Raw genomic sequence first — 18270 nt, forward strand, 5'->3', positions numbered from 1 at the left:
CTGAAGATGCGGAGGTCTGTCTATGCAATTGATTATCAACGGCAAAAAGCACGCGTATGACGGCGATCCCGACATGCCGCTGCTCTGGTATGTGCGCGACCTTGCGGGATTGACTGGCACCAAGTTCGGCTGTGGCGCGGGTCTGTGCGGCGCGTGCACTGTGCATGTGGACGGCGCGGCGATGCGGTCGTGCCAGCTTCCGATGTCGGCGGTGGAAGGCCAGTCCGTGACGACGATCGAGGGTCTGTCGGAAAGCGGCGACCATGCCGTGCAGCGCGCCTGGCGTGAGCACGCCGTCGCGCAGTGCGGCTACTGCCAGTCCGGCCAGATCATGCAGGCGGCGGCGCTGCTCGCCGAAACGCCCAAGCCCACGGACGCGGACATCGATGCGGCAATGGCAGGCAACATCTGCCGCTGCGGCACCTACGCGCGCATCCGCGCCGCGATCAAGGCGGCGAGCACAGCAGGAGCGGACGCATGACGGCGGAAACATTCGACCGGATCGCCAACATCAGCCGCCGCGGCCTCCTCGGCGGGGGCGGCGCCTTCGTGCTCGCGATGGGCCTGCCCCGCACCGCGCTGGCGCAGGCGAAGGAAACGCCGAAGTATGGCGCCGATGCGCAGTCCGGCGGCTGGCGCGACGATCCCACGCTGTTCGTTGCGATCGCAGAGGACGGCACGGTGACCATCACCTGCCACCGCGCAGAGATGGGCCAGGGCATCCGTACCAGCCTTGCCATGGTGATCGCCGACGAGCTCGAGGTGGACTGGAGCCGCGTGCGTGTCGAACAGGCCGTGGGCGACGAGGCGCGCTACGGCAACCAGAACACCGACGGATCGCGCAGCATGCGCCACCTGTTCCTGCCGCTCCGCCGCTGCGGCGCGGCGGCGCGCACCATGCTGGAGCAGGCCGCCGCGACGCGCTGGGGCGTCCCCGTCGGCGAGGTCGCGGCGCAGTTGCACGCGGTTGCGCATCGACCCACGGGGCGGACGCTCGGCTACGGCGCGCTTGCAAAGGATGCAGCGGCGCTCGCCGTGCCCGACCGGAATAGTGTGACGCTGAAGGCGCCGGCGGCGTTCCGCTACATCGGCCGCGAGGTGGCTTCCGCCGACGGCGTCGCCATGACGACGGGCCGCGCGAACTACGGCGTCGATGCGCGCCTGCCGGACATGCTCTACGCCGTCATCGCACGCCCGCCCGTCTATGGCGGCAAGGTGAAGAGCGTGGACAAAGCCGCAGCGCTGAAGGTGCCCGGCGTCGTCCAGATCGTCGACCTGCCCGCACCTACACTCCCGTCGGCGTTCCAGCCGCTTGGCGGCGTTGCCGTGCTCGCGGCGAACACGTGGGCAGCGATCAAGGGCCGCGAGGCGCTCACCATCGCGTGGGATGACGGGCCGAACGCCGCTTATGATTCAGACGCCTACCGCGCCGAGCTCGAACGCGCAGCGCGCGCGCCGGGGCAGGTCTCGCGCAGCGACGGCGACGCCGAAGCCGCGCTCGGCAAGGCCGCGAAGCGCATCGCGGCGGAGTATTACCTCCCGCACCTCGCGCAGGCGCCGATGGAGCCGCCGATGGCGCTCGCGCACGCGGGCGCCGACCGTTGCGAGGCGTGGGCCTGCACGCAGGATCCGCAGGCGGCGCGCGACCTCATCGCCGAGGCGCTGAAGATCCCGGTCGCCGATGTCACCATCCACCAGACGCTGCTCGGCGGCGGGTTCGGGCGCAAGTCCAAGCCCGACTACGTGCTCGAAGCGGCGCTGCTCAGCCGCGCCGCAAAGGGCCGGCCGGTGAAGGTGGTGTGGACGCGCGAGGATGACCTGCACCACAGCTACTTCCACACCGTCTCGGTCGAGCGGCTGGAGGGCGGGCTCGACAAGAACGGCCGCACGGTGGCGTGGCGGCACCGGAGCGCAGCGCCCACGATCGGCTCGGTCTTCGGGCCGGACCCGAAGCACCAGCTGCCGTTCGAGCAGGGCATGGGGCTGCGCAACGAGCCGTTCGCGATTCCCGACTTCCGCGCCGAGACGTGCGAAGCGACCGCGCATACGCGCATCGGCTGGTTCCGCTCGGTTTCCAACATCCCGCACTGCTTCGCGGTGCAATCGTTCGTGGCCGAGCTTGCCGCAGCGGCGGGGCGCGACCCAAAGGATTATCTGCTCGAGCTTATCGGCCCCGACCGCACGATCGACCCGCGCGCGATGGGCGACACCACCAACTCCGGCGAGGACCCGGCGCGCTACCCGGTCGAGACCGCGCGGCTGAAGGCGGTGATCAATGCCGCCGCCAAGGGCATCGGCTGGGGCCGGACGCTGCGGGCGGGCCACGGGCTCGGCATCGCCGCGCACTACAGCTTCGTCAGCTACACCGCCTGCGCCTTCGAAGTTTCGGTCAAGGACGGTGAACTCACCATCGAGCGCGCCGACATCGCGGTCGACTGCGGCCCGCAGGTGAACCCGGAGCGTATCCGATCGCAGATGGAAGGCTCGGTCGTGATGGGGATCAGCCTCGCAACGCTTGGCGAGATCAGCTTCAAGGGGGGCCGCGTCCAGCAGGACAACTTCGACGGTTATGCGCTCACCCGCGTCGACGGCGCACCAAAGATCACGCAGGTGCATCTCGTCGGCGGCGGCAACTGGAACGCCCCGCCCGGCGGCATTGGCGAGCCCGGCGTGCCTCCTGTCGCGCCGGCCCTCTGCAACGCGATCCATGCCGCGACAAACAAACGCATCCGATCACTGCCGATCGGAGAACAGCTGAAAATCTAGCGCACGATCCGCGCTGAAGTTTGGAAGATGTCTGGCTGGAACGAATTTTCGTCGGTATCGGGCATGGAATTTAGAAAAAGATTCGTATGTCTCTAAACAGAAATCCAAATCGAAAATCATTATCATAATCAAAACGAAAATTTTCCTAGGAACCGGAAAATCATCAGGATAACGACTGAGCCGCGTTATACGCGGGGCCAGCTAATTGATGCTGGCATCTCATAATTAATATTGAAATTGACTTGCAAAGTCGGGAGGGTTTGATGCGATATTGTGTGATCGCGGGTTTCGCCGCTTTTGTTTCATTCCCCGCATTCGCGGAAGGCCATCTTCCACACGGCCACACGCATAGCCGGGGCGAGATTGACGAGAGCCATTCCCCGCTGCTGCTCCAGGCAACCTATACCGGTGAAGTGATGTCCAACGTCTCCGGCGGCATCAAGCGCGGGAGCCGCTACCTCGACAATCTCGACATTGTCGCTGAAGCCGACCTCGAGGCGATTGCCGGGTGGAAGGGCGCGAGCGCCCACGTCTACGGCCTCTACAACAACGGCAAGTCGTTCAGCGAACTCGCCGGCGATGCGCAGACGGCGAGCAATATCGAAACCGGCGTGCAGGCCTTCCGCCTCTACGAAGCGTGGATCGAGCAGAAATTCGTGGGCGGATCGCTGAAGGTCGGCCTCTACGATCTCAACTCGGAGTTCGACGCGCTTGACGCCTCGGGCCTGTTCATCGGCAGCCCGCACGGCATAGGTACGGACTTCGCCCAGACCGGCGAAAACGGCCCTTCGATCTTCCCATCGACCTCGCTTGCCGCGCGCGTTTCCATTGAACCTGCCGAAGGGTGGGTCGTGCGCGCCGCGGTGCTCGACGGCGTTCCGGGCGACCCTGATCGGCCTAAGCGTACCGCCGTGAAGCTGGGCGACGGTGACGGCGCGCTTCTTGTCGCGGAAATCGAGGCACCTCTGCCGCATGGGCGGCTTCTGTTCGGCGGCTGGAGCTACACGGCACGCTTCGACGATCACGCGGGCAACAGCGGCCGCGGCAACGACGGTCTTTATGTGCGCGGTGAAACCGCCTTGTTTGAGGAAGCCGGCGATCCCGCGCAGGGCCTCGCCGCCTTCGCCCGTCTCGGCATCGCCGACGGACGCTTCAATACGTTCGGAAAGTTCGCGAGCGCCGGCCTTAATTACACGGGGCCGTTCAAGGGGCGCGACGAGGATCAACTGGGATTCGCCGTTGCCGCGGCGTTCACGGGGGATGCGTATAAACGTGCCGTTCCGGCAGATAACGCGGAGGTCGCTTTCGAGCTGACCTATCGTGCGCCTGTCGCGTCGTGGCTGTCACTCCAGCCGAGCGCGCACTACATCATCAATCCCGGCGCCGACCCGACCGTGCGCAATGCGGTCGCCTTCGGCCTGCGGGCGGAAATCTCGTTCAATATTCTAGGCTGAGAATAAGAGCCCGGCCCGTGCATTCAGGATGCACGGGCCGGGATAACCGCAACTAGAACCGGGCGCGAACGCCGACGTACAGCTTGCGTCCGATCACATCGTAGATCGACGCGTTGGTTGCCGAGTTCGAGATGAAGTCGATCGGCGCAACCGGGGGCGTGCGATCGAACAGATTGTCGACGCCCGCATAAATCTCGGTGTTCGAACCGAACAGGTTCTCGAGTTTGTACTTCACCGACATGTCCACATAGACCACGGCGCCGATGCTGTTGTCTTTCTTCGAAAGATCCTCGGGGCCGAACGTGATGTCGTAGACACCGCCGTCGATATAGCGCGCCTGCACGAAGGCACCCCAGCGTTCGGCGTCATAATTGGCCGAAAGCGTCGCCTTGAAATCGGGCATTCCGCCGCCATTGCGACCGCCGAGTTCTCCGGCAACATCGAGCGGTGTGCCACCCGAAGGCGCGATCTTCTTGTAAATGAGATAGCTCGCGACGGCGCCGAGACCCAGCGTACCGTTGCCGAGGTCGGTCGCATAGCGCGCTTCGAAGTCCAGTCCGCGAAGCTTGTAGGTGCCGAGGTTCAGGTTCTGCTGGCGGACCTCTATGAGTTCATCGTCCGCCCCCAAAGTGACGAACTCGCACATAGCCGTTTCACCAGCATAACAACGGTTCACAATGTCCTGGGCGTTGAGCGAACCGATCGCCCCCTTGAGATTGATATCCCAAAAATCGAGCGATGCACGGAAGCTGCCCAGCGTGACGACCGCACCGACTGTCTTCGTGATCGCTCGCTCCTCGGTGAGGTTGGGATTCCCCGAAAGCGGAACACGAACCAGCGATGTTCCCGTGCTGCCCGGATCGAACGGGTTGGCAAGATTGGCGAACAGCAGCACGGTTTCGACGAAGGTCTCGCCGATGCTGGGCGCTCGGATGTCGCGTGAGATCGTACCGCGGAAGCGCAGAAAATCGGCCGGTTCGAAGGTGAGACCCGCCTTCCACGTGACAACGTCGCCGACCGTGGAATAATGCGTGTAGCGTGCGGCACCGTTGAAATCGAGGCGCTGATCGCCGCCGATCAGCGGAATGGCAACCTCGGCGAAGCCTTCCGTCACGTCATATTTGCCTTTGAGGGGCTGCGCGTTGACGATGAGGAACTCCTCGTTGTCATTCGGCGCATTGACGGTCCGGTTCAGTTTCTGCGTGCGATGCTCGGCGCCGACCGTGGCGAGTATCGGGCCGGCCCAGCCTTCGAACAATTCGCCGCCGATTTCACCCGCAAAGACGCTCTGCTTGATGCGCGTCTTCGAGATGCCCGTTTCGGTGATGTAGTCGATCGCACCCTGGCTCGGCGAGCCCTTGCCGAACAGGTTGATCGGCACACAGGCCGAATCGTTGTTCAGCGGATCCGCATCGGCGTTGACGCGGCAAACGATGTTACCACCAACTTCAACCGCATCGGCTGCTTTCACGAGATTGCCAACGAGCAGGTTGTTGTATTGCTTGTTGCTGAAATCGGTCTGACCGTACTGGGCAGAAACTTCCCAGTTCCACTTCGACCCAAGCTCACCCTTGAAACCGCCAACGAAGCGCATGCTTTCAGTCAGCGAAGCTGAGGTGATCGGATCGAATTCCTCAAAGGTGCGAAACAGAACGACCGGATCGCCGAGCGCAGCCACATCCGCAGGCAGATAGGGATTGTCGGGCGTGATCACCACGTCGCCGAAAGAGAAGGCATTTACAAGCGCGCCGCGCGACTTCGAACGCGCGAAGCTCGCTTCGCCGAACACTGTGACGCTTTCGGAAACTTCATAGCTCACTGCGCCGAGCACGTTGAAGCGTTCAGTAGGAACCACCAGCGCAGTCTGGTCTGCAAGACGCGAGCCGCTGCCGCCGATCATCAGGTTGCCGCCGATGTCGCCGAGGATGCGTGTGCGCGCAATGCCGTCCGGGAAGAACTCGAGGTTGTCGGTTGCAAAACCCAACGGAAGCGTCACGCCATTCGGGCTACCAATGAACAGGACGGCGTTATCGCGGAACACGTACTGCGGAATGCCGTCGTTCGGGCCAGTGTCATCCGGGTTGGAGACGATCGCCGGGCTGCGGCGCTGCCACTTGCGTGCGGAGGCCTTCGGGATCCCCTTGTTGTCGTCGTAATCGGCGGCCAGCAGGATGTGCCCGCGGTCTTCGTCGAAGAAACTGCCCCATGCAGCCGACAGGCGCAGGTTTTGCGCGTCGCCGCGGTCGGCAAGCCCGTACTGGGCGTTCAGCTTCAACTCGTCGAGCCGCTCGTTGTATACGAGGTTGATGACGCCGGAGACCGCGTCCGAACCGTAAGCAGCCGAAGCACCGCCGGTGACGATGTCGACGCGCTCGATCGCGAGCGACGGCACGACGTTGAGGTCGACGTTCTCGAATTCATCGAACGGAGTCGAGCGGCGGCCATTGACGAGGACGAGGTTGCGATTGGGGCCGAGGCCGCGAAGGTCGACCACGTTCACGCCGTTCTGACGGCTGTTAAGGTTGGTCGAGGCGGGCGTCAGCGTGCCGGTGAAGGCCGGAATTTCGTTGAGCACGTTGGCGACGTTGGTCGTGCCGCGCTGGTCGATAAGCTCGGTGCCGATCGCCTGGACCGGGGTCGGCGCCTCGAAGTTGCCCTTGATGCGCGTGCCGGTGACCGTGATGATCTCGGCGGCTTCATCCGCCTGAGCAGCGTCGCCGGCGGCCTGCGCAAATGCCGGAGCTGCCACAGCCCACAGCGCCACACCAGCCAAGCTCTTGAATTTGGACCTGAATTTCATCTGGATTTCCCCTTTGATCGCTCTCGGTTCTACCGAGTTTTTCAGCGTAAAGGGATTGATATAGCATTCCTGATTGGAAATAAAGCAGCCTTATTGGAGATTTTTCTAAAATTAAGGCTGCCATATTCCGCTGAAGGACCGATCGTTTCGCGTCCGGGAAGGCGTGAAGATTGAAGGCCTCCCCCGGCGCAGGCGGGAATCCGGCCCTCAGAGGCTCAGGCTGTGCGCGTTCAGCTTGCCGTGCGTGAAGATCGCATGGAGGACCCTGTCCTCGCAGGATGAGATCATCATCAGCGTATGCCTGCGGATTTCGTCGGTCTGGTTGTTCTTCACCAGCTCCAGCAGGCTTTTGTGCTGCTCCCAAGGGTAAGGCATGGATTTGGTGAGCTTGATGTAGATCCAGTAAATCCGCATCGTCGTTTCCTCGAGCTGCCGGACCCAGCTGATTAGCAGCTGAAACTGCGTCTGCTGCGCGATATAGAGGTTGAAGTTCCGGTTCGCCTTCAGAATCCGCAGCGCATCCTCGTCGGTCTCGATCGGGCCTTCGTGGAAGATTGCGTCGTTGCGCCGCTTGAACTCAGCCTCCTCGATCTGGGGCGAGATCATCGAAAGAATGCTCGGCTCCATCATCTTGCGGATCGTGAAGTTCTCCTTCACGTCGCGCAGGGTGAGCGGGGCGATCCGTGTTATCCGGGGCGAGTTCGAGACCATGAACTGCTGCGCGGTCATCTGCTCCATGGCGTTTCGCGCCACCGTGCGGCTGATGCCGAACATGCGTGTCAGGATATTTTCTGAAACCTTCTGGCCGGGCTCCAGCCGCTGCGTGACGATCGCATCCATGATCCGATCGAAAACATCGAGGGAGTCGGTCTCCGGCTGTTGATCTGACATCTTCGTCCTGAATCGGGTCTCCACGGTTGCCCGATTGGTACAGCCGGGAGGGATCAAGTCAAACAGGCGCCCTGCCGGTTCATCTATTGCGTCATCGCCGCGACAGGCCTATCGCGTCACGAAAGCGGGCGATAGCGCCTTGCCGCCGCCGACATGTGTCGCGGAACGCACAAGCAAGAGAACATGACTTTCAAGAACATTCCCGCGTTTCTGTCCGAAGCGCTTCACGCGCGCGGCTACGCTGAGCCCACCCCCGTGCAGGCCGCCGTGCTGGAAACCGAGGCCCAGGGGCGCGATCTCATCGTCTCCGCGCAAACAGGATCCGGCAAGACCGTGGCTTTCGGGCTCGCTATCGCGGCCGAATTGCTAGACGAGAAGAGCGTGGCACGGCCGGCCGAGGCCCCTCTCGCCCTCGTTATCGCGCCCACGCGCGAGCTGGCGCTCCAGGTCAGCCGCGAGTTGTCCTGGCTCTACGACGGCACCGGCGCCCGGGTCGCGACGTGCGTGGGCGGCATGAACCCCTCGCTCGAGCGGCGCGCGCTTGCGCGCGGCGCACAGATCGTCGTGGGCACGCCCGGCCGCCTGCGCGACCATCTGGAGCGCGGCGCGCTGGACCTCCGCGCGCTCGCCGCCGTCATCCTGGACGAAGCCGACGAAATGCTCGACATGGGCTTCCGCGAGGATCTCGAAGAGCTGCTCGACGCCACGCCGCAGGAACGGCGCACATTGTTGTTTTCGGCAACCATGCCAAAGCCGATCGTCGCGCTGGCGCGCCGCTATCAGCGCGACGCGCTGCGCATCTCGACGGTCGAGGAGAATCGCGGGCATGGCGATATCAGCTATCAGGCCGTCGCCATCGCGCCGTCCGACATCGAACATGCCGTCGTCAATCTGCTGCGCTTTCACGAGGCGGAAACCGCCATATTGTTCTGCGCGACGCGCGACAATGTGAGGCATCTGCACGCAAGCCTGACCGAGCGCGGGTTCACGGCAGTGGCGCTTTCCGGCGAGCATAGCCAGAATGAGCGAAATCAGGCGCTTCAGGCACTCCGCGACCGGCGCGCGCGCGTCTGCGTCGCAACCGATGTCGCCGCGCGCGGCATCGACCTGCCCGGCCTGTCGCTCGTCATCCATGTCGAGATTCCGCGCGACGCGGAGGCGCTGCAGCATCGATCGGGACGCACGGGCCGCGCCGGCAAGAAAGGCACCGCTATCCTCGTGGTGCCTTATCCGCGGCGCCGGCGCGTGGAGTACATGCTGCGCGATGCGCGCATCGCGGCGGACTGGATCGCGCCGCCCTCGGCCGACGAAATTCGCAGCGCCGATAGCGAAAGGCTGCTTGCCCGGTTGCTCACACCGACCGAGATCGCTGACGAGGACCGCGCCCTCGCCAGTCGGCTGCTGGCGGAACGCAGCCCCGAGGAGATCGCCGCAGCGCTGGTGCATATCCACCGCGCCGCGCTGCCCGAGCCGGAGGAATTGATCGCGGAGAACGGCACACCCGGCCCGCGCGCGCCGCGCGACGGCTTCGAAGGCAGCGCGTGGTTCCGGCTGAACATGGGCCGCAGGCAGAACGCCGATCCGCGCTGGATTCTGCCCCTGCTCTGCCGCCGGGGCCATGTCAGCCGCAGCGATATCGGCGCGATCCGCATTACGGCGAACGAGACCTTGTTTGAAGTCCAGCAAGCCGCCGCCGCCCGCTTCCTCAATATGGTCCGATCCACGGCGAGCGAGAGCGACGACGACGTGGAAATCGTCCCCATCGAGGGGCAGCCGCGCGAAGCGGCGCGGGACAACCGCCGCAATGCGGACAATGCCATGACAGGACCATCGCGTCCGCATCGCCCGAAGCCCTCGTATGGTGCTGGTGCACGGGGCTCGGATCGGGGTCCCGATGCGCGCGGTGCCCGGCATCCCGGCCGCAAGCCGGGCAGCAACAAGAAGCCGGCTCGCCCCCGCTGATGAAAATCCTCGTCGACGCTGATGCCTGCCCGGTGAAGGACGAGATATACAAGGTCGCCTTCCGTCATGCAGTGTCGGTGACGATCGTGAGCAACAGCCCGATCCGCACCCCCGCGCATGGACTGATCAACCGCGTCGTCGTCAGCGACGGCTTCGATGCGGCCGACGACTGGATCGCCGAGCGCGCGGATGGGGCCACGGTCTGCATCACGGCCGATATACTGCTCGCCGATCGCTGCCTGAAGGCGGGCGCGATCGTCATCGGGCCAAATGGCAAGCCCTTCACCGCCAATTCCATCGGGAGTGCGGTTGCCACGCGAGCGATCATGGCCGACCTGCGCGCCAACGGCGACGCGATCGGCGGCCCGCCCCCGTTCACCAAGGCCGACCGCTCACGCTTCCTCTCCGCACTGGACGAAGCAATCGTCCGCCTGCAGCGACAGGTCTAAAGACAATGATCTGCTCGACGTCGATCGCCGCCGACTGAGTTTCCCCGACCTTCTGGACGCAGTAAAAGTAAATTTTCGTCGCTGGAGCGCTGACAAGATCAGGGGCGAGGCGGCCGTCTTGAGAATCCGGCAATGTCGCTTGCCGCTATTGCCGCATCGCAGAGGATGGACCCGCACCAGCTTGGGCGGCTGGTCAAACTCTCCTGGCTGTCGCCGTCGATCATCGAACACATCCACACCGGTGATATCCCGCGTGCCCTCGCGCGCTCACGGCTGCTTGAAGCCGATCTTCCGCTCGACTGGGGCGAGCAGGAGCGCGCTCGGCTTCTGCTGAGCGCATCTTCCCTCGCATCACCGCAGCATCAGGTTCCCATAATGAAGCAAAGCTTTATTACACATCTTCAGCCAACAGCAGGTCTTCGTAGAATGCACTAAATGGCCGGTCCGGGTGCCTGATCTGGATTTCGAGGACCCATAGTCCCGGTGACGGAACAAACGATGCTTCGGCAAGCGATCCTTTGTGCAGCACGGCGTGTGGGAAGTCTGCAAGACGGTGACCAGACATGTCGAGATTGAGTTCCCAACCCATCGTCTGAGCCTCGGCTGCAGCGAAATCGTAAAGTTCCATGCCCGAAAGCCCTTCGGCGAGCCACTTCGCACGGACCCGGCCGAAAAGGTCGCGCACGTCACGCTGCGCGCCCAGCATTTCCGGATCGCTGCCGACAACGAACGTATCGCCGCCGTCGCCTTCCCATTTCTGCCAGACCGGGCCGATATCGATGAAGAAGATGTCATTATCCCGAAGCACCACGCCCGGCTCTGACGGCTGGCCGAAATTCTTCAGCGTGTTGGTTCCGAAACGCACATGAAGCCCGTGCCATCCGCGCAGCATTTCCGCCGCGCGGAGCTGGTCCTTCGCCATGGCAATGGCGTCTTCCTCGAGCATGCCGGGATGGATGCGCGCAGCGATATCGTTGATGACCTTCCGGGTCCGTTCGCGCACGTGCAGGAACATCGCCCTATCGAAATGGCCACCAACCGCTTCGGCCTTCAGCTTCTCGTCCACGCTCAAGTTGTGCCCTTTCCTGTTGGTGCCCCCAACGCACCTCATCCAATCGGCGCCCTATCCGGCATGGCCCACGATCGCGTCCACACCTTTTGGCAACCGCTCCGACGATTGACCCCTGCGAGTTCCTCTCGCACGCCGATCCCGCGCATCTGACGGTTCCCGCAAGCCTTGGGCAAGCGCCTTTTGGAGACCAACGCGGTGCGGCGCATGCACCGCCCGAGCGGCTCTGCTGGTGATTGACGCACACCGGCTATCGCTTGCTTCGCACCTCAGCGACAGCCTGACATCCGGCATAACCGGCCTGGAGGAAGAACGAGGTGGCCGCCGCCTCCGAGGATGGAGCAGGAATTGCAGACCGCCGAAATCAAAGCCGTGCCTGACTCCATTCGTACTCCGGTCGCGTCCCTGATGGTTGATCTTTACGCAGGTCAATTGATGCCCGACGCACAGGTGAAGATCTTCGGGCAGACCGAGCGCGCCTTCGCCACACGCACGGTCCGCAGCGGGACGAACGTTCGGCGTTTAGGTTCAGAGGCTGCGCCCGGACTGCCGGAATTCCCGATTGCTGCCAATGAAACGCAGTATGATCTGTACGATTACATGTCGCGCAATCGTGTGGCCGGACTGCTCGTCATGTCCGGCGATACGCTCATTCACGAACAGTATGAGCTCGGCATCACAGCCGCGACACGCTGGCTTTCGATGTCGATGGCAAAATCCGTCAGCACCACCCTTGTGGGTGCGGCGATCCAGGATGGCTATATCACCTCTGTCGCGGATCCGCTGACCCGCTACCTGCCCGAACTTGCAGGCAGCGCATACGACGGCGTCTCCGTTCGCGAGCTTATGCTGATGACGTCCGGCGTGCGATGGGATGATACGCATACCAATCCGGCCTCCGAACGGCGGCACATGCTGAATCTCCAGATTTCCCAGCAGGCGGGCGCGATCATGCGCTACATGGCGAGCTTGCCGCGCGCGCACGCGCCGGGGGCGTTCTGGAACTACAGCACCGGCGAAACGCATGTCGTCGGCGCGCTGGTTCGCGCCGCGACGGGCAAGTGGCTTGCAGACTATCTTTCGGAGCGCATCTGGTCGCGCATCGGCACTGAAGCCGATGCGGAATGGTGGCTGGAAGCGCCGGGCGGCCTTGAGGTCGCAGGCAGCGGCCTTTGTGCCACGCTTCGCGATTACGCGCGTTTCGGCCGCTTCATCCTCGAAGGCGGCGTGATCGATGGCGAGCGCGTTCTCCCTGCAGACTGGACGCTGGAAGCCACGCGCCCGCGCGAGGTCGGCGGCCAGCGGCTCGATTACGGCTATATGTGGTGGCCGGTTCCGGCACGCGACGGCTCGTTTGCGGATGGTGCCTTTTCAGCGCGCGGCATCTTCGGCCAATATATCTACCTGAACCCCGCGCGGCGCATTCAAATCGTGGTGTTGAGCGCGCGGTCGAAACCGAAAGGGGCTGAAGCCATCCTCGACAACGACTTCTTCAACGCGGTCGTTGAGGCTATTGGATGACAATGAAGGGCGGAGGCAACACCACGCGATGACCACCGCCGCCGACGCACCCTGCCTGCCGTCCGACCAGCGCCCCCGCGAAATTTGGGGGCAACCGCGCGGACTTGCCTACATCGCCTTCACCGAAGCCTGGGAGCGTTTCTCCTTCTATGGAATGCAGGCGCTGCTCGTCCTCTACATGGCCGGACATCTTCTGCACCCCGGCACGATCGAGGGCGTTTGGGGTTTCGCAGGTTTTCGGGAAGCGATCGAAACCGTCACCGGACCGCTTTCCGTGCAGGCGCTGGCCTCGCAGATCTTCGGGCTTTACGTAGGCCTCATCTATTTCACGCCGGTGCTGGGCGGCCTCCTCGGCGACCGCGTGACAGGCCGTAAGCGTGCCGTGCTCGCGGGTGCCGGACTTATGGCGATCGGCCATTTCCTGATGGCCTTCGAGGCGGCATTCCTGCCCGCGCTCGGTTCATTGATCCTCGGCGCGGGGCTTCTGAAGGGCAACCTCGCCGCGCAGGTCGGCGATCTCTACGAGAAGAATGACAGCCGCCGCGACGGCGCCTTCACGATCTACTGCACCGCGATCAATGTCGGCGCGACCATCGCGCCGCTTATCTGCGGTACGCTCGGCGAGCTTTACGGCTGGCACTATGGTTTCGGCGCGGCCGGTATCGGCATGATCGCCGGCATCGTCATCTATCTTGCAGGCTACCGCTACCTGCCGCCCGAAAGCACCGCCATCGAACGCGGCGACAAGCCGAAGCTCGCGCCCGGCGACAGCCGCGTGATCATTGCGCTTCTTGTCGTCCTTGCGATCACGGCGCTTTACTGGACTGCGCAGGCGCAGGTGTGGAACACCTATCCGCTATGGCTGCGCGACCATGTCGGCCGCGACATCCTCGGCTGGACCGTGCCGGTCACCTGGTTTCAGTCGCTCGATTCGCTTGCCGTGCTGCTGCTCGCGCCCGTGATGGTCGTGGCCTGGCGAAGGCAAGCGAAGCGCGGCACCCAGCCAGCCGAGCTGACGAAAATCGCCATCGGCTGCTGCGCGTTCGGCAGCGCCTGCCTGCTTCTCAGCATCGGCGAGCTTATCGCGGGCAGCGGCAAGGTCGCACTGATCTGGCCGGTGGTTTTTCACTTCCTGTGTGCCGTCGGCTATCTCTACATCGCGCCGATCGCGCTGGCGCTTGTATCGCGCGATGCGCCCGCGGCTGTGAATGCCATGATGGTTGGCGCCTACTACCTCGGCATTTTCATCGGCGGCATCGGCAGCGGCTGGCTCGGCCGTTTCTACGAGCCGGTCGGCCCACTTGGGTTCTGGACGCTGCACGCGGCGGTCGTGGCAAGCGGCGCGGTGTTCGTGCTCCTGCTCCGGCCTTGGCTCGTCAGAACACTGCGTCCGCGCGCGGCAGCGTAAACACGGGGAGAGATTGCAAATGAAAATGACGCTGGCGGCCATCGGCCTGCTTGCAGGCGCGGCATGCCCTGCGCTTGGCGTAACGCTCGTCGCCTGTCCGGCAGGCACGGCTGCAAAGGGCTGCACCTACAAGGGTGACGGCGCGATACAGGATGCGATCGACAGGGCCGCAGATGGCGACACCATCTTTGTGCGCGCGGGAGTCTACACGCCGCGCGCCTACAGGGATTTGCCATACAAGGAGATCATCGTTCGCGCATTCGTCGCCGTCGATGGCAAGCGCCTCACCATTCAAGGTGAGAAGGGCGCGGTCCTCGACGGCAGTGCGGGCCTGCCGACCACGGCCATCGGCCTCAAGAACGCGGACGTGACGATCAGTGGCCTCGCCATCACCGGCTTCCGTTTCGACATCGAGGAAGACGACATTTACGAAGGCCACGGCATCTTCGCCGTAGACAGCCGCGCGCGCATCTCTGGCGTTACCATCAGCCGCTATCAGAAAATGGGCCTCACGGGGCGCGGCGACACCATCCTCGACGTGCGTGATTTACAGATACGCGACGGCCACGTCGCAACATGGCTCTACGAGGGCGCATACCTGAGGCTCGACGGAGCGATCTTCCGCAACAACGATTCCTCTGCGGTCGCAGCCTTCAACGACAGCGTCGCCCATCTCGCGCACATCGCCGTCGACCGGAGCGCCGACGACGGGCTCTATACGGCAGACGACGCGGCGATCTTTGTTTCGGACTCCCTTATCGTGGGAAGCAAGCCGATCGCGCTCAATGCCACGGGGAAAAGCCGTATCGTGGGTCGCAATCTCGCGCTTCACGGCAATGCGACCGACACGAGCGAGACGGGCGTAACGCTCCAAGGCGTCATCGCCGGCGACCCGCGCGTGGATGCCGAATACCGGCCGCTCGCCGATTCCCCGATCGCTGGCAAGGGCATCGGCCCCGCCCCGGCCCGCTGAAAATCGCTGCGCGGCGTTGGTGCGGTGTACGCACCACCGCCCGCCGCTTTGTCGCCTTGGCCCGTCTGGCCCGCGACTGAATGATCGCACGCATTGGCCCGACCGCAAAGGCGGGCCGAAACGTGAGGATTTCAGGTTCATGCTTCGTAACTTCGCCGATACTGCCGCGCTCCAGTCCGCCGATGCCGCGCACCACGTCCATTCCTTCGCCGACCCCAAGGCGCTCGCCGCGAAGGGCACGCGCATCATCACGCAGGGCAAGGGTTGCTACGTTTGGGACAATGAAGGCAATCGCCTGCTCGACGGAATGGCCGGCCTGTGGTGCGTCGCGGTGGGTTATGGTCGGCAGGAGCTTACGGACATCGCCGCGCGGCAGATGAACGAGCTGGCCTACTATAACAATCACTTCGGCACCTCGACGCCGCAGATGATCGAACTCGCCGAGAAGATCGCGAAGCTGACGCCCGAGGGCCTTGATCACATCCTGTTCGCGAATTCAGGATCGGAGGCCAACGACACGATCGTCCGCCTCGTCCGCCGCTACTGGATGCTGCAGGGCAAGCCGACGAAGCAGACGTTCATCGGCCGCGATCTCGGCTATCACGGCAGCACGCTCTGCGCCGTCGGCCTTGGCGGGATGCCGCATATGCACGGCATGGCGCCCGAGATGCTGCCGGGCTTCGCGCACATCATGCACCCGCACCACTATCTGCTCGGCGACGGACTGACGCGCGAGGAATTCGGCCTGAAGGCCGCGCGGGCGCTGGAAGAAAAAATCCTCGAACTCGGACCGGACAACATCGCCGCGTTCATCGGCGAGCCGTTGCAGGGCGCGGGCGGCGTGATCGATCCGCCTTCCACCTACTGGCCGGAAATCCAGCGCATCTGCAGCCAATACGACATCCTACTCGTTGCCGACGAGGTGATCTGCGGGTTCGGCCGCACGGGCGAATGGTTCGGATCGCAATATTACGACATCAAGCCCGACCTGATGCCGATGGCGAAGGGGCTTTCCTCCGGCTACCTGCCGATCGCAGCCGTTGCCGTTGGCACGAGGGTGTTCGACGTTTTGAACGAAGGCGGCATGCTTGCGCACGGCTTCACCTATTCGGGTCACCCGGTCGCCTGCGCGGTGGCAAGTGCCAACATCGATATCATCGCGAACGAAGGCCTCGTCGAGCGCGTCCGCGAGGACGTCGGCCCCTATTTCCACCAGTCGCTGCACCAACTCGCCGATGCGCATCCGCTTGTCGGCGAAGTCCGCGGTGTCGGCCTTGTTGCCGCGCTGCAGTTGGTGCGCGCGAAGGCACCGAAGACCTTTTTCACGGCTGAAGAGCAGGCCTCGATCCACTGCCGTGAGGTGCTGTGGGACAAGGGCCTCATCGCCCGCGCCGTCGGGCAGGCGATGGTGCTGAGCCCGCCGCTCGTCATCACGCGCGCGGAGATCGACGAGATGATCGAGAAGATGAAGGCGGGTCTCGACGCAACCGCTCAAGCCTTCGGCGTGCTGTGATGACGATGCCCGTCTCGACAGCGGCAGTTGAACTGATCGCGCGCGGGTTGGCGCTGGGCAGTCCGGCGGCGCGCACCTTCGCGGTGGTCAATCCGGCAAACGGCGCCCACATTGCCGATGTCGCGGACCGGAATGGCGACGACATGCGCGCTGCGATCGCAAGCGCAAAGGCAGCCTTCCCGGCGTGGAGCGCGCGCACCGCGAAGGAACGCGGCGCCATCCTCCGCCGCTGGCACGGGCTCGTCGTCGATCAGGCAGACGTGCTCGCCGAAATCCTCACGCTGGAGCAGGGCAAGCCGCTCGCCGAGGCGCGCGGCGAAATCCTGTTCGGCGCGAATTTCATCGAATGGTTCGCCGAGGAGGCGAAGCGCGTCTACGGCGACATCGTTCCTGCCCACGCGCCCGACAAGCGCTGCCTCGTTCTGAAGCAGCCGGTCGGCGTCGTCGGCGCGATCACGCCGTGGAATTTCCCGAGCGGCATGATCACGCGCAAGGTCGCCCCTGCGCTCGCGGCTGGCTGCACGATCGTCGTGAAGCCCGCTGAAGATACGCCGCTCTCGGCGCTCGCACTCGCCGTGCTGGCAGCGGACGCCGGCCTCCCCCAAGACGTGATGACAATTGTCACGGCAGCGCACGCCGCCGAAGTGGCCAGCGTGCTGACGGCAAGCCCCGACGTCCGCAAACTCTCCTTCACCGGCTCCACGCGCGTCGGCAAGCTGCTGATGCGCCAATGCGCGGATACGGTGAAGAAGCTCAGCCTCGAACTCGGCGGCAACGCGCCATTCATCGTGTTCGAAGACGCCGATCTCGATGCCGCGGTTGCGGGCGCAATGGCCACGAAGTTCCGCAACGCCGGGCAGACCTGCGTGTCGGCGAACCGCATCTATGTGCAGTCGGGCGTCATGGCGGCCTTCGCGCAAAAATATGCGGAGGCGGTGCGTGCGCTCAACGTCGGCGACGGCTTCGAAGGCGGCACGCAGATCGGCCCGCTCATCAATGCAGCGGCAGTGGAGAAAGTCGACAGCCTCGTGCAGGATGCGCTCGGCAAGGGCGCGGTCGCCGTGCTCGGCGGAGGGCGGCACGGGCGTGGCGGCAACTTCTACGCGCCGACGATCCTCACTGGCGTCCTTCCCGAAATGGACATCGCGCACGCCGAGATTTTCGGACCCGTCGCACCGCTCACACCCTTTGAAACCGAAGCCGAGGTCATCGCCCGCGCAAACGATACGCCTTATGGCCTTGCCGCCTATTTCTGGTCGCGCGATATCGGGCGTGTGTTCCGTGTAGCCGAAGCGCTGGAATATGGCATGGTCGGCGCCAACGAGGTGCTGACGTCGAACGAAGGTGCGCCGTTCGGAGGCATCAAGGAATCCGGCATGGGGCGCGAAGGATCGCGCTACGGCATCGAGGATTTCGTTGAAATCAAGTATCTCGCGCTCGGCGGAATCGCCGCGGCGGCATGAA

At 64.0% G+C, this 18270-nt stretch carries 14 protein-coding genes; 11 read left to right on the forward strand and 3 right to left on the reverse strand.

Annotated elements, in window-relative coordinates:
- Positions 1-22 precede the first annotated feature (22 nt).
- From AAC014_RS07425 to AAC014_RS07435, 3 genes are all read left to right on the forward strand, one after another.
- Positions 23-481 carry a (2Fe-2S)-binding protein gene (locus AAC014_RS07425; protein ID WP_339706267.1) on the forward strand — a complete coding sequence of 153 codons (459 nt, stop codon included), beginning with the start codon at positions 23-25 and terminating at the stop codon, positions 479-481.
- On the forward strand, positions 478-2766 hold the full coding sequence (locus AAC014_RS07430; RefSeq protein WP_339706270.1) for a xanthine dehydrogenase family protein molybdopterin-binding subunit: 2289 nt from the start codon (positions 478-480) through the stop codon (positions 2764-2766). Before AAC014_RS07425 ends, AAC014_RS07430 begins: the two co-directional genes overlap by 4 nt.
- 263 nt (positions 2767-3029) lie before the next feature.
- Positions 3030-4220 carry a carbohydrate porin gene (locus tag AAC014_RS07435; RefSeq protein ID WP_339706273.1) on the forward strand — a complete coding sequence of 397 codons (1191 nt, stop codon included), beginning with the start codon at positions 3030-3032 and terminating at the stop codon, positions 4218-4220.
- 52 nt (positions 4221-4272) lie between these two features.
- Here the strand turns inward: AAC014_RS07435 and AAC014_RS07440 are convergent, their stop codons facing one another.
- On the reverse strand, positions 4273-7020 hold the full coding sequence (locus AAC014_RS07440; RefSeq protein WP_339706276.1) for a TonB-dependent receptor: 2748 nt from the start codon (positions 7018-7020) through the stop codon (positions 4273-4275).
- Between the two features lie 207 nt (positions 7021-7227).
- Positions 7228-7911, reverse strand: a complete 684-nt coding sequence (locus AAC014_RS07445; protein WP_339706279.1) for a GntR family transcriptional regulator — start codon at positions 7909-7911, stop codon at positions 7228-7230.
- A gap of 183 nt (positions 7912-8094) precedes the next feature.
- On the opposite strand from AAC014_RS07445, the gene AAC014_RS07450 reads away from it, so the two are divergent.
- From AAC014_RS07450 to AAC014_RS07460, 3 genes are all read left to right on the forward strand, one after another.
- Positions 8095-9873 carry a DEAD/DEAH box helicase gene (locus tag AAC014_RS07450; protein WP_339706282.1) on the forward strand — a complete coding sequence of 593 codons (1779 nt, stop codon included), beginning with the start codon at positions 8095-8097 and terminating at the stop codon, positions 9871-9873.
- The gene (locus tag AAC014_RS07455) at positions 9873-10322 is read left to right on the forward strand and encodes a YaiI/YqxD family protein (protein WP_339706285.1); all 450 of its coding nucleotides are present in this window, start codon (positions 9873-9875) and stop codon (positions 10320-10322) included. The genes AAC014_RS07450 and AAC014_RS07455 overlap by 1 nt, the downstream gene beginning before the upstream one ends.
- 132 nt (positions 10323-10454) lie before the next feature.
- Complete coding sequence (locus AAC014_RS07460) at positions 10455-10757, forward strand: hypothetical protein (protein ID WP_339706288.1); 303 nt, start codon at positions 10455-10457, stop codon at positions 10755-10757.
- Here AAC014_RS07460 and AAC014_RS07465 read toward each other — a convergent pair.
- Complete coding sequence (locus tag AAC014_RS07465; RefSeq protein ID WP_339706608.1) at positions 10714-11388, reverse strand: M24 family metallopeptidase; 675 nt, start codon at positions 11386-11388, stop codon at positions 10714-10716. The two genes, AAC014_RS07460 and AAC014_RS07465, sit on opposite strands and share 44 nt — an antisense overlap.
- 438 nt (positions 11389-11826) lie before the next feature.
- On the opposite strand from AAC014_RS07465, the gene AAC014_RS07470 reads away from it, so the two are divergent.
- The 5 genes from AAC014_RS07470 to AAC014_RS07490 all read left to right on the forward strand — a co-directional run bounded on the left by AAC014_RS07470 (position 11827) and on the right by AAC014_RS07490 (position 18269).
- On the forward strand, positions 11827-12912 hold the full coding sequence (locus tag AAC014_RS07470) for a serine hydrolase (RefSeq protein WP_339706291.1): 1086 nt from the start codon (positions 11827-11829) through the stop codon (positions 12910-12912).
- A 28-nt stretch (positions 12913-12940) separates the two neighbouring features.
- Positions 12941-14320, forward strand: a complete 1380-nt coding sequence (locus tag AAC014_RS07475) for a peptide MFS transporter (protein WP_339706294.1) — start codon at positions 12941-12943, stop codon at positions 14318-14320.
- Between the two features lie 19 nt (positions 14321-14339).
- Entirely contained in the window at positions 14340-15293 is a 954-nt protein-coding gene (locus AAC014_RS07480; RefSeq protein ID WP_339706297.1) for a hypothetical protein, read from the forward strand.
- Positions 15294-15432: 139 nt separating this feature from the next.
- Positions 15433-16806, forward strand: coding sequence for an aspartate aminotransferase family protein (locus AAC014_RS07485; protein ID WP_339706300.1), 1374 nt, complete (start codon positions 15433-15435; stop codon positions 16804-16806).
- Complete coding sequence (locus tag AAC014_RS07490; protein WP_339706303.1) at positions 16806-18269, forward strand: NAD-dependent succinate-semialdehyde dehydrogenase; 1464 nt, start codon at positions 16806-16808, stop codon at positions 18267-18269. The genes AAC014_RS07485 and AAC014_RS07490 overlap by 1 nt, the downstream gene beginning before the upstream one ends.
- Position 18270: the final 1 nt, after the last annotated feature.

The sequence above is a fragment of the uncultured Sphingosinicella sp. genome, assembly GCF_963974575.1.
In the GTDB taxonomy this organism is placed as follows: domain Bacteria; phylum Pseudomonadota; class Alphaproteobacteria; order Sphingomonadales; family Sphingomonadaceae; genus Sphingosinicella.

What these genes read in the sequence shown, in the direction of transcription:
- AAC014_RS07425 (WP_339706267.1), top strand. Translation starts at nt 23, where the DNA reads ATGCAATTGATTATCAACGGCAAAAAGCACGCGTATGACGGCGATCCC.
- AAC014_RS07430 (WP_339706270.1), top strand. Translation starts at nt 478, where the DNA reads ATGACGGCGGAAACATTCGACCGGATCGCCAACATCAGCCGCCGCGGC.
- AAC014_RS07435 (WP_339706273.1), top strand. Translation starts at nt 3,030, where the DNA reads ATGCGATATTGTGTGATCGCGGGTTTCGCCGCTTTTGTTTCATTCCCC.
- AAC014_RS07440 (WP_339706276.1), bottom strand. Translation starts at nt 7,020, where the DNA reads ATGAAATTCAGGTCCAAATTCAAGAGCTTGGCTGGTGTGGCGCTGTGG.
- AAC014_RS07445 (WP_339706279.1), bottom strand. Translation starts at nt 7,911, where the DNA reads ATGTCAGATCAACAGCCGGAGACCGACTCCCTCGATGTTTTCGATCGG.
- AAC014_RS07450 (WP_339706282.1), top strand. Translation starts at nt 8,095, where the DNA reads ATGACTTTCAAGAACATTCCCGCGTTTCTGTCCGAAGCGCTTCACGCG.
- AAC014_RS07455 (WP_339706285.1), top strand. Translation starts at nt 9,873, where the DNA reads ATGAAAATCCTCGTCGACGCTGATGCCTGCCCGGTGAAGGACGAGATA.
- AAC014_RS07460 (WP_339706288.1), top strand. Translation starts at nt 10,455, where the DNA reads ATGTCGCTTGCCGCTATTGCCGCATCGCAGAGGATGGACCCGCACCAG.
- AAC014_RS07470 (WP_339706291.1), top strand. Translation starts at nt 11,827, where the DNA reads ATGCCCGACGCACAGGTGAAGATCTTCGGGCAGACCGAGCGCGCCTTC.
- AAC014_RS07475 (WP_339706294.1), top strand. Translation starts at nt 12,941, where the DNA reads ATGACCACCGCCGCCGACGCACCCTGCCTGCCGTCCGACCAGCGCCCC.
- AAC014_RS07480 (WP_339706297.1), top strand. Translation starts at nt 14,340, where the DNA reads ATGAAAATGACGCTGGCGGCCATCGGCCTGCTTGCAGGCGCGGCATGC.
- AAC014_RS07485 (WP_339706300.1), top strand. Translation starts at nt 15,433, where the DNA reads ATGCTTCGTAACTTCGCCGATACTGCCGCGCTCCAGTCCGCCGATGCC.
- AAC014_RS07490 (WP_339706303.1), top strand. Translation starts at nt 16,806, where the DNA reads ATGACGATGCCCGTCTCGACAGCGGCAGTTGAACTGATCGCGCGCGGG.